At 42.1% G+C, this 10,754-nt stretch carries 12 protein-coding genes; 4 read left to right on the plus strand and 8 right to left on the minus strand.

From position 1 onward, the window contains the following. Positions 1 to 341 precede the first annotated feature (341 nt). The 7 genes from HWQ41_RS22055 to HWQ41_RS22085 form a co-directional block, all read right to left on the minus strand. Positions 342 to 569, minus strand: coding sequence for a DUF2949 domain-containing protein (locus HWQ41_RS22055; protein ID WP_012410503.1), 228 nt, complete (start codon positions 567 to 569; stop codon positions 342 to 344). A gap of 509 nt (positions 570 to 1,078) precedes the next feature. Next, positions 1,079 to 1,585, minus strand: a complete 507-nt coding sequence (locus tag HWQ41_RS22060) for a DUF192 domain-containing protein (protein WP_292767534.1) — start codon at positions 1,583 to 1,585, stop codon at positions 1,079 to 1,081. Further along, positions 1,582 to 1,728 (minus strand): hypothetical protein, encoded by a 147-nt coding sequence (locus HWQ41_RS22065; protein ID WP_292767537.1) that lies wholly within the window; start codon positions 1,726 to 1,728, stop codon positions 1,582 to 1,584. The genes HWQ41_RS22060 and HWQ41_RS22065 overlap by 4 nt, the downstream gene beginning before the upstream one ends. A 6-nt stretch (positions 1,729 to 1,734) precedes the next feature. Then, positions 1,735 to 2,421 carry a response regulator transcription factor NblR gene (nblR, locus tag HWQ41_RS22070; protein ID WP_292767539.1) on the minus strand — a complete coding sequence of 229 codons (687 nt, stop codon included), beginning with the start codon at positions 2,419 to 2,421 and terminating at the stop codon, positions 1,735 to 1,737. Positions 2,422 to 2,735: 314 nt separating this feature from the next. Beyond that, positions 2,736 to 3,653, minus strand: coding sequence for an NAD(+) kinase (locus HWQ41_RS22075; protein WP_292767542.1), 918 nt, complete (start codon positions 3,651 to 3,653; stop codon positions 2,736 to 2,738). Between the two features lie 658 nt (positions 3,654 to 4,311). Continuing rightward, complete coding sequence (locus tag HWQ41_RS22080) at positions 4,312 to 5,310, minus strand: SDR family oxidoreductase (RefSeq protein WP_292767544.1); 999 nt, start codon at positions 5,308 to 5,310, stop codon at positions 4,312 to 4,314. Between the two features lie 240 nt (positions 5,311 to 5,550). After that, positions 5,551 to 5,655, minus strand: a complete 105-nt coding sequence (locus tag HWQ41_RS22085; RefSeq protein ID WP_292767545.1) for a PetM family cytochrome b6-f complex subunit 7 — start codon at positions 5,653 to 5,655, stop codon at positions 5,551 to 5,553. Between the two features lie 611 nt (positions 5,656 to 6,266). Between HWQ41_RS22085 and pdxA the strand changes: the two genes are divergently transcribed. Both pdxA and HWQ41_RS22095 read left to right on the plus strand, forming a co-directional pair. Then, positions 6,267 to 7,361 carry a 4-hydroxythreonine-4-phosphate dehydrogenase PdxA gene (gene pdxA, locus HWQ41_RS22090; RefSeq protein WP_292767548.1) on the plus strand — a complete coding sequence of 365 codons (1,095 nt, stop codon included), beginning with the start codon at positions 6,267 to 6,269 and terminating at the stop codon, positions 7,359 to 7,361. Positions 7,362 to 7,577: 216 nt separating this feature from the next. Next, positions 7,578 to 7,976: a CVNH domain-containing protein gene (locus HWQ41_RS22095; RefSeq protein WP_292767551.1), complete on the plus strand. Its 399-nt coding sequence runs from the start codon at positions 7,578 to 7,580 to the stop codon at positions 7,974 to 7,976. 643 nt (positions 7,977 to 8,619) lie between these two features. Here HWQ41_RS22095 and HWQ41_RS22105 read toward each other — a convergent pair. After that, positions 8,620 to 9,339 (minus strand): response regulator transcription factor, encoded by a 720-nt coding sequence (locus tag HWQ41_RS22105; RefSeq protein ID WP_292767553.1) that lies wholly within the window; start codon positions 9,337 to 9,339, stop codon positions 8,620 to 8,622. A 551-nt stretch (positions 9,340 to 9,890) separates the two neighbouring features. Here HWQ41_RS22105 and HWQ41_RS22110 point away from each other — a divergent pair. Continuing rightward, positions 9,891 to 10,109: a hypothetical protein gene (locus HWQ41_RS22110; protein WP_292767556.1), complete on the plus strand. Its 219-nt coding sequence runs from the start codon at positions 9,891 to 9,893 to the stop codon at positions 10,107 to 10,109. Between the two features lie 275 nt (positions 10,110 to 10,384). Further along, entirely contained in the window at positions 10,385 to 10,576 is a 192-nt protein-coding gene (locus tag HWQ41_RS22115; protein WP_292767558.1) for a hypothetical protein, read from the plus strand. Positions 10,577 to 10,754: the final 178 nt, after the last annotated feature.

Consider the following 10,754-nt stretch of genomic DNA (forward strand, 5'->3'; position numbering starts at 1 on the left):
TTCTTTATATTATGGGTAATTTGGCGGACATGATATGATGAGTATGATTTTTATTCATTACTCAGCACCAAATCAAAAGAGCGAGTTGATAATTTAACTCGCTCTTCTGATTTATGTGTACATGAGTAGAAATCGCCAGAGACAAATTGCTTATATATCAACCTTTATACAAGGTAGAGTGGATGTGACACACCTAGATTCTCCTGAATCAGCTAGTCATAAGCTAATCTTATTAATTTGCATCCAATTAATAGCTAAGAGGCTAGCACGATTGGGTTTTCTCTCTACGAGACGCTACGCGAACATTTTGAATTTTGAATTTTGAATTTTGAATTTCTTAACTATGCTGTCTCCAGCCAATCATAAATTTGTTCTAACTGCTCTAGAGTAATCAACCCATACTGCCAAAGAATCATTGCCAATGGGCCTGGATCTTGCTCCCGATGCCGAAGCGCCACCGCCAGTGATGCTGTGGAAATTGCCAAATCTTCTTGCAAAAAATGAATCAGCCGAGAATATTTTGATGGTGACATTTGTATCTCACCTCCTTGTGCAGAATGTATTGTCATATATCAGTTCACCATTGCTCGGTAGCCAGTAGCCAGTATTTCATCTGTCACTGTGCCGTTATCGGCTATACACCCCAGCACAGTTTTTTGGATCTGCCTTCAATAGACGCTTCTCATAGAGGGTCTGAGAAATAGAAATTTTCGTACAAATCATCTGCTCGATTCTCAAGCAGTATTTTTACTTAGTTAAATTGGCTCCATCTGGTTTACTTTTGTGCTTTATTTAATTACACATGTAGTAATAAAGATTCCATAGCCTATACTCTCTTATTGGCGACTATTTACACTTGCGCCCAAGGGAATATTTTTGCAACCAAACCTTAAGACCGCGATTTCAGGTTGGAGACAGTAGAATTTTACATTATTACCACAGTTTTTAAATAGTAGCGTTACAGATGACTTTTTACCACAATACGTGACATTTTTTACAAAAAAAACATAGATTTCGATAGTATAGGCTCTGAACAGAGCAACAATCCAAATCTTTATCCCCACAAAGCACCGAAGTCTCAAAACTCAATTTTGACAATATCGCCCACTTTCAACTTCAATTCGGCAGCTCTTCCAGAGCGAAGTTCAATCACCTTATCGATTGGTGTATTGGGGCCATAGGTAGGACAAGGCTCACTTGCACAAGGAGGTGTACCAGCCTGAATATATTGAACTATACCCTTATGTAGAAATACTATATCCAAGGGCATAGGTGTATTCTTCATCCAAAAACTGACTGGTTGTGCTGAAGGGAACGGAAACAGCATCCCTCGGTCATCTGGCAAAGCTGGTCGATACATCAACCCCATCTCTTGCTGTTCTGGGGTCTGCGCTACCTCTAATTGAATCGTTGTGCCATTAGGAACAATGGCTTTAGCAGAAATTGGTAGTGTTTGACCTAAACTCTCTGGTGCTGGAGTTTGAGAAGTAGAGGTGGGGCTGGGAGGTTTAGCTGTTGTTGGCACAGAACAGCCCATCAGCAAAATACTCAGCAACATTGAGAGCAAACTTAGCCAACGAGTCATATAGGTTTTCGATTTTGTAATTTAGACTTCAATTTTACAATGTTGTAAGCAGAAATCGCTTGGATGGGAGGCAGCAGTCCCCAAATGTGCATTCCCAGTCTGAGATTGGGAACTAGGCGACGAGGTAAGCAAACTTTTGCCATCGTATACTAGGATTCTCTTAAAACGTAGCCTACACCACGCACTGTCTGAATGAGGCGCTTTTGACCTTCATCTTCGATTTTTAACCGTAAGTAACGGATGTACACTTCAATTACATTGGACTCACCCAGAAAGTCGTAACCCCAAACATTTTCCAGAATTTGTTCGCGGGTTAACACCTCACGGGGATGTTCCATTAAGAATTTTAATAGTTCAAATTCCTTCATTGTCAAGTCAATTGTCCGGCCGTTGTGGATGGCACGGCGAGTTGCTATGTCTAAAATTAAATCCCCAAAGCGTAACTGCTCCGTGGTATCCACATCGGGTTTTAAGTAGAGGCGAATCAACTTCAAAAAGTCTTCTGAGCGGTAAGGCTTGAGGATGTAATCATCCGCTCCAGCTTCTAGACAAGCTACCCGATCATCAACTGTATCCCTTGCCATTAAAATCAACACAGGCGATCGCAGACCAGTGTTTCTCAGATTTTTGCACAACGAGAGTCCTGATTCTCCTGCTAGCATCCGGTCTAAAACAATTAAAGCAGGCTGGCGATCGCGACAGTGTTGTAAACCACTCGCTGCATCATGAGCCAAAATTGATTCATAGCCGGCTTCTTGCAAATCGCAAGAAAGCTGATTTGCTAGGCTCTCATCGGTTTCAATCACCAAAACACAGGGACTTTGAGCAACTGTCATAACAATTTGGGATATTGGATTTGGGATTGTAAAGATATTCTAGTGAAAATCTTTACATCAGTTATAAAGTGCAATTACGAGTTTTTAGTGATGGAGCAATCCTGATTTGACACGCGGCTTAGGATGTCTTAGCACGTTCAGGTGTCAGCCATCGAATTCTCCGATGCAATCTTAATAACTAACTCCAAATACCATCCTTACACCAGTAATTCTGGAAGGAAATCAGCAAATTGGGCATAGGGCATGGGGAATACGGGGATGAGGGAGAAGAATTAATAATCAATGCCCAATGCCCAATGCCCAATGCCCAATAACTACGGCAATTCTACCGAAGTTGGTTTAGCAATATGTGGCAAACCCCAACCTAATTTTTCTCGCAAAATTCGGAAAAACTCAGGCGGTTGCAGGCGAATAAATCGGACACTATATTGCGATCGCTCCATATACACTCTATCCTCTGGTAAGATATAGCACCCGCCATTGCCATCTACCACCATTACCAACCGAGGAATATTTACTGGGTAGATGTTGACCGATTCCGTATCTGGAAATACCAATGCTCTAGAAGCTAGGGAATGAGGACAAATGGGTACTAGCTGTAAAACAGGTACGCCGGGAGTCACCACTGGGCCACCAGCACTCAATGAGTAAGCTGTAGAACCAGTAGGCGTAGAAACAATCACACCATCCGCCGCAATATCTACTGGCGCATGACGCCCTATGGCAATTTCAAAATGGCACATAGAGGTCAAAGGTTCCCGGTGTAGCACCATTTCATTCAAGCAGAGGGCTTCCCATAGCACTGAATCTCCCCGAAAAACTTTGACGGTGAGCATAGCTCGTTCTTCAATTTCATACTCACCCGCCATCACCTGTTCTAGCGCTTGGGGCAATTGATTCAGGAAAGTTTCTGTCAAAAATCCCATGTGGCCGGTATTCACTGTTAGCAGTGGAATACCACAGGGCGCTACTTGACGAGACGCTGCTAAAACAGTGCCGTCTCCCCCTAACACCACTGCAAACTTCATATCTGAGTCAAAACCAGGGGGCGTCAGACCGTCAATCGGGGTGTGGAACACAGGACTCTCAGGGGTAGAGTAGCCCAGTATTCCACCGATACTCGATGTGATACATACATTCCAACCGGCTGCGGTTAGCTTGTCTTTCAACTCGATAGCGACACGACTCGCTATCGGTTTAACGTCATTGTAGATAATGCCTGCTTTCGGCACACTCAAATATCCAAGTTTAGGCGATGCTCTGTATTATTTGACACTCCCCGCTCTAAAGAGACGGGGATTCTTAGTTCAAAGACATGCCTTAAAATTGTCTATCCTTGCGGCAATATTTAAACCTGACACCCGTTCAATAGAACCAAGCGGCGAGTCTAATTTAAACAACCCCAGTGGGCTTATCTCCCTAAGCGTTAGAGAATCGTTTCTCTAGTTCCCGTATGCCCTACGGTACTTTATCCAATCAATAAATAGTGTTGTTTTCTGGTATGGGTGCGCGTTGGCTACTAAGGCTATGTTTGTTCGTGGTGTTCGCCACCCACTAGCTATTATTATTTCCTAGCCGATCGTTTGGGAGTGCTTACCCATGTGTGCTAGCGGTTATTCTACCTGTTGCATAATCCTATTATAACCTCAAATGTTCGTAGAATATTGACGGTGGTTAAAACCACCTGAGCGGTCACTGAACAGCGTCGAAGTGTCGTTTTTCATCCCCTACCTAAAGGACAGAATACGGTACTACGTACCTGTTCTTTAGGGGCGCTCATTCTTCCCAGTCTTCCTTGTAATCCTTACACATTTTTGGTCATGTAGTCATTAATCTGGAGTCAAATATCCAGAGTCTAGAGTTTTACGACTAATATCTGTTTTCCAATGACTATTGACTATTGACTTTTGAAGACTGTTTAAAAGGAGTTTTTTTAGGTTTCTGCTTTTTATTTTTATTTTTCTGGTAGTCTACCTCTTTGAGCTTCTTCATTATTCGGCTGAAGTACTCTTGTAGATAGCTTTCTAGGGTTGTGGTTTGTTGCTGATCTAAACCAAAGATTGTGTATACTTCATCCATTGAAGCATTTAACTGTTTACCACTAGCCAATACTTCTGTAAACGCTAGCCTGTCCGCTACATTCCATCCCCACTGAAAGAACCGCATTAAGCCCCGAACAGCACGCAGCAAGTTTATTGGCATCCGCGTTACCCTAGCGTCTTTTCCAGATAAGCGTTCGCACAGGTTGATGATTTCTTCTGCACTCCATGCACGAGTACCGACTACAGGAAAAACTTGGTTTTCCGTTTCTGGTACACTCAATGCTCTGATAGCAAACTTCGCAATGTCCTGAGTGTCCATATAGGCGATGGGAGAAGAATTACCTGTTACCCAAACTGGCTGTGCTTCCAAAATGGGAATCCCGTACTGACCGATTAACCCTTGCATAAACCCAGCTAGCCGCAAGATGGTGTAATTCAAGCCCGACTCAGCCAGGAAGAGTTCTGTACACCGCTTAATTTCCATTAGCGGCACTTCTGGGTATTTATCAGCATCTAAAATCGAAAAGAAGATAAAACGCTCTACACCTGCTGCAATTGCTGCTTGAATCAATGCTACTTTGCCATCCCAGTCCACTTGTTTGATACTCAGTGAATCTGTAGGGCGAGATGTTGACGCATCAATAACTTGGGTTACACCTTTTAATGCTTCCGCTATGGTATCGGGGTAACGCAAATTTCCCGGTACGAGTTCTGCACCCCATTCTTTGAGAAAAGCTGCTTTTTTACTGCTGCGGACAAGACAGCGTACTTTATACCCCTCATCGATAGCACGACGAGCCACTTGTCTTCCTAAGGTGCCAGTGGCACCGACGATTAATAATGTCATGAGGGTTGTAATAAATTTTAATGTTTTATGAAAAGAATGTTATCAGAATAACCTATGCAAACAAAACTTTACATCTTTTCTCAGAAAATCTATTTATTTGGAGAGACTTATGGGAAAAAAGCTTGTCCGGTTAACGGACAAGCTTTTTTCCCATTTCAATGAAAAAGGGAGTGGGAAGTGGGGAGAATAATAACTCTTAACTCCTAACTCAGCACTCAGCACTCCTAACTCAGCACTCAATTATTCTTCTGTGCCCTGAATTTTCAGTAACAAAGCGCCTAAAGCCCAGCCCACGAAGATTAAACCGAAAGACAATAGAGCTGCATTCAAAAGTTCGCCGCCCATTGGTGTGATTCTCCTTATGCAAAGTGGTGTGTAAACTAGGTCTACCAGAAGCTTTTCAATAGTTGCTGTAGGATTAGACCTGTGTAAATAATTGTGAAGTACTCCAACCTGCTTCGCCGAGGTTGGAAGCTCTCTAATATCTTAGAAATTCCAATCTTTTAGAATCAGGAACGGTCTTATTCGTTTTTAGAGTTTCCCGTCTCAACCGCCGTTGCCACGTTAGGAATTCCTATTTCTAGGAGTTCGGGACTAAAAACCCGATAATGGTCTTACGCAGCGTCCACAGGCAGCCGCCCGCCTACCGCAGGCAGTTTTATTTTTGTTTGTACACCACCGCATGGATTTATTGCAATAGCAAACCAGGCAACAGTGTTCTTTCCCTGAACTCTGATGTTTCTGCGGCAAGCATATAACTGCTACTTCGGATTAGCCTTTATGTTCCATACACACAGGCGGGTTAGCAACCATCTATATATTATCAGGACTTTCGTGATCCGTTAAACTAGTTTAGCAGGTAATCCCTACTAGTTTGGGGGGCAATCCCTACTGTTGAGAGAAGGGGAGATGGGGATATTGGGAAAATTTGATGATAATAATTATGAAGAGATTTTATGTATCAAAATAATCAAAGTAATTTAGTAAATTTTTGCAAAAAAAATCGTCCGCGTTTGGCGCTGACGCTGGGAGATCCGGCAGGGATTGGGCCGGAGGTGATTTTGAAAGCTTTAGCTGATCCAGAAATTAGTAAAAAATATGACCTTACAGTGGTGGGTAACGGGGATTTGCTCGTACAGATTTATCGCAAATTGAATTTAACTGAGAATTTAGCACCTTTGGCAAATCCAGACGAGTTATCAGTCATTGATGTGCAGTTGGATGGGAAAATTAAAGCTGAAATTATCCCAGGAACAGGTAATGCGGCGAGTGGTGCAGCTAGTTTTGGGTATATGGAATATGCGATCGCTCAAACAGTCGCTGGTAAATTTGATGGTATCGTCACCGGGCCGATCGCTAAATCTGCTTGGAAAGCCGCAGGGTATAATTATCCAGGGCAAACGGAACTTTTGGCGCAAAAATCAGGTGTTGACCGTTTTGGGATGTTATTCGTAGCGCGATCGCCCCACACTGGTTGGACACTCCGCGTTTTACTTGCTACCACACATATTCCCCTACGTCAAGTAGCCGATACATTGACACCGCAGTTGTTGACACAGAAACTAGATTTGCTGGTGGAGTGTTTGGAGAAAGATTTTAGGATAGAAAAGGCGAGAATTGCGATCGCAGGTTTAAATCCCCACAGTGGCGAACAGGGACAACTCGGACATGAAGAACAGGATTGGTTAATTGCCTGGTTAGAGCAAGAGCGGCAAAATCGCCCACAATTGCAACTAGATGGGCCAATACCGCCAGATACGATGTGGGTTAAACCTGGTCAAGCTTGGTATGGAAATTCTTTAGTACAAAATCCTGCTGATGCTTATCTAGCACTTTACCACGACCAAGGCTTAATTCCTGTAAAGCTGATGGCGTTTGATCGCGCAGTTAATACTTCTATTGGTCTTCCTTTCGTTCGGACTTCACCAGACCACGGAACAGCGTTTGATATTGCGGGTAAGGGAATTGCTGATGCTACGAGTATGAAAGCAGCGATACATTTAGCGGCTGAGTTAGTTAGTCAAAGATTGCCTAAGAAAAATTATGAATGATTCTGTAACTCAGGGGCTACGGCATCATCTAGGGGCTTTCGCTTTTTGGCAGTCATGACAACATCCCCAAAATTTCCTTAAATAGGCATGTAACATTTTCGCCAACAGTGTCTTCGGTGATCTAACCCCATCTAGAGTCAGAAAATTATGGGATTGCATCCGAAATCTGGTTATTTTAAGATGTAGAATATTTTGTCAGCATAGAGAAGCAAAATCATGAAGCCAAATTTATTTAGTGTAATTGCTCTTTTAGCAACATCTACTTTAGTTGGGATTAATAGCCCTGCTAATGCTACATCTAGCAGTTATCAGAAAACCTGTAACCAAATCTCAGTTTCTGGCAACGTTCTCTCAGCTAATTGTCGTCGAATAAATGGTACATTCAACGAAACTTCAATAGTCTTGCGGGGGATTGAAAATATTAACGGTACTTTCAAAGTGACTGACCCTGCTAAAATTAGCAATTATCAGTCAACTTGTGATGATATCCGCATCAGAGGAAACGATTTAACAGCTACTTGTAAAAGAAGAAATGGCACACTTAAGCGGACTTCAATAGTCTTGCAGGGGATTGAAAATATTAATGGTGTTCTGAAGTATACCAGCAGTCCCTGAGTCGATAATGTGCGTTGGCGTCGCCTTGCGTTAGGCATCGCACTGTTGTAATGGGGTGCGGGTGCGTAACTTTGCCGCCGTAGGCATTGCACCCCGATTATCGCCAAACCACCATAGCTAATTCTAAACCATCAGCAGTAATCAACTCTATTTCAAAAAATAGCTGCTCCTGATCACCAAACCTGCCTTGGATCATATTGTGCCAGCTATTCCTGTTTCATTCATCCGAAACTATGAACACCGGAGTGTTCGGGTGCTGCTGACGAGACTTATTTATAGCAGCTAATTCATCTTTATCAGTGAAATAGTCTCCACTCTCAGGTTCAACAGTTATATACCAGTTGTAGTGAGTTTTGATTAACTCTGGCTGAACTCGGTTAAAAATAACTTTACAGCGTTGGTAAAATCCCTCTTGTTCAGCTTTCGATTGAGCTTTTTTTTCTTCTGACCACTGAATATCAGGGAATATTCTTCCCTGACGAAGTGTGCGAATAGGCTTTGGCTCACTGATTGTTGTTTGTCCCTTTTCCTGTAAGGATTATGGGGCTGTTCTTGTATCGCTGATCTGACTCTATATTAAATCTTTGTAACTTGCGCTCCCATCTAAAAAACAAATTATAAAGTACTTCCGAAATCGGGAAACTTAGGAATTAGTAATCTCGTCGGGCGCTTCAAACTTGTAACCATAGCCCCGCACAGTTTTAATAAACTCCGGTACGCTGGTATCGACTTCCATCTTCTTACGCAACTGACCAATATGCACATCAACCACCCGGCCATCTCCTACATAGTCGCAACCCCAGATTTTTTGGATTAGCTGTGGGCGACTCCAAGCCTGATTAGGATGACTTGCTAAAAAATGTAAGATATTAAATTCCAGCGCTGTTAAAGTGAGAGGCTTATCGTTAAGTGTTACCTCTCGACCCTCTGGGTTAATTGCTAGCTGCTTGAAGACAATACGTTGTGTTGGGGAGGGGTTGATGTAGCGTATGCGTCTCAAAAGAGCTTCTACTCTAACTTCAACTTCTGCAAGACTAAATGGTTTAGTCATGAAATCATCAGCACCTGCGCTTAAGATTTTAATTTTATCAGCCTCGTCAGTTCTACTAGTTAGTATCAGCACTAAAACATTAGTACGACTCTGCATTTCTTGGCAGAGGCTATAACCATTAACATCCGGCAAATTCCAATCCAGAATCACTAAAGCAGGGTTGAATTGCTCAAACAACGATAAGGCAGTCTTACCATCTGCTGCCGACTCTATTTGATATTTCCGACTTAAAAAACGATAGACGAGATTTCGCACGCCGAAGTCATCATCGACGATCAGAATTTTGGGAGTAGTAGCAGTAACCATAACCATAATGTTGCCTATTGTAGATTGGGCGATTTGCTGTTGCGCCAGTTTTGCCTTACGTGTTTCTTGAAAGTATATTCATTCGCGTCTGTGCTGAGTGCGATCGCTACTGTAGTACTTGTATACAATTAATTTTCCATGAAGTTTATCAAAACTTCAGCCATCGTAATACTTATAAAATGTATAAGTATTGGAGGATTTGTGTATAATTTTGATTTTTATTGTATAATTTCAAAATTATATACTTAAAATAAGTGTAATTGAAGAGCATCTTTATAACTGCAAATAGTCCAGAGAAACACCAAACGCCACGATAATTGCTACAACTTTGTCAGAGCAACGCACTCCCTGATTAATTAGATATCTATAAAAGGCTTACAAACTAAGCTATAAGCCAATCTAGATTCTAAACTCCTACTTACCCAAATGTACTCTAGGCAACGGGTATGTCTTCTTGAAGAGGGTCTACGAAAATTTACTCAGCGTGCATTTACATGTAGCTACCCTCTTAAGCATATACTATACTACAAGTTTCAGCCTGAGACTATTTTATTAGGGTGAAAGAATTTGCTGAAGATGCCAAAAAACACAGCGAATTCAATCTATTGAACTACATCACCCAAGAATTTATTAGTTGCGGTGTTGAACAGGAATCAACTAAAATTCTGCTGGCTGAGGGCAAACTGCTGATTTTGCTAGATGGATTAGATGAAGTACCAGCACAAAAGGTAGTTAACAATTCAAAATTCAAAATGACGCTCTCTACGAGACGCTAAAAGCGAACGCAGACTCGCTCTAAGCGAACGCGAGTGCGTCTCTAAGAGTTGCTATGCTCTCGAACGCGAGTGCGTCTCCCCTTCTCACATTGGGAGAGGCTAGCGCCTTCGCGGAGCGTCTCGTAGAGAAGGGAGAAGAGAAGGCTTTACGCTGCGCTAACAAAATTATTGCATTAAAGACATTTTCAGACTCTTATTTAAACTCCGACTGAAACTTCGCGGAGGCGGAGTGGCTCCGACTCCGCGCTACTTGTATTGTTGGGATCTTAAACCCTTTGATTTACGATAAAGTCACAATAGAAATTCGGAGATTTACCCAAACTTTTTACAAAAATCAGTTTGTTATTAGCTGTCGGATTGCTGCCCAAAAATATCGATTTCAGGGATTTGCTGAAGTTGAAGTGGTAGACTTTGATCAAGAACAAGTAGAAGTTTTCGCCAAAAATTTTAGACTATTTTTTTATTAATTAGGTAGGGAATTTAATAAATTTAAATTTATTCACAATAGACTTCTAGCAAAAGCCAAAAAATCAGGAATGTCATTCTGTTCGCGCAGCGTTCCCGCAGGCTACGGAATGCAGTGGAGAGAAGAATCTCACAGATGTTTCGCTCCGCTCAACATGACAATTTAAGCATTTATGCAAG

This window comes from Nostoc sp. NOS(2021) (assembly GCF_017115025.1).
In the GTDB taxonomy this organism is placed as follows: domain Bacteria; phylum Cyanobacteriota; class Cyanobacteriia; order Cyanobacteriales; family Nostocaceae; genus Nostoc.

What these genes read in the sequence shown, in the direction of transcription:
- HWQ41_RS22055 (WP_012410503.1), bottom strand. Translation starts at nt 569, where the DNA reads ATGACAATACATTCTGCACAAGGAGGTGAGATACAAATGTCACCATCA.
- HWQ41_RS22060 (WP_292767534.1), bottom strand. Translation starts at nt 1,585, where the DNA reads ATGACTCGTTGGCTAAGTTTGCTCTCAATGTTGCTGAGTATTTTGCTG.
- HWQ41_RS22065 (WP_292767537.1), bottom strand. Translation starts at nt 1,728, where the DNA reads ATGGCAAAAGTTTGCTTACCTCGTCGCCTAGTTCCCAATCTCAGACTG.
- nblR (WP_292767539.1), bottom strand. Translation starts at nt 2,421, where the DNA reads ATGACAGTTGCTCAAAGTCCCTGTGTTTTGGTGATTGAAACCGATGAG.
- HWQ41_RS22080 (WP_292767544.1), bottom strand. Translation starts at nt 5,310, where the DNA reads ATGACATTATTAATCGTCGGTGCCACTGGCACCTTAGGAAGACAAGTG.
- HWQ41_RS22085 (WP_292767545.1), bottom strand. Translation starts at nt 5,655, where the DNA reads ATGGGCGGCGAACTTTTGAATGCAGCTCTATTGTCTTTCGGTTTAATC.
- pdxA (WP_292767548.1), top strand. Translation starts at nt 6,267, where the DNA reads ATGTATCAAAATAATCAAAGTAATTTAGTAAATTTTTGCAAAAAAAAT.
- HWQ41_RS22095 (WP_292767551.1), top strand. Translation starts at nt 7,578, where the DNA reads ATGAAGCCAAATTTATTTAGTGTAATTGCTCTTTTAGCAACATCTACT.
- HWQ41_RS22105 (WP_292767553.1), bottom strand. Translation starts at nt 9,339, where the DNA reads ATGGTTATGGTTACTGCTACTACTCCCAAAATTCTGATCGTCGATGAT.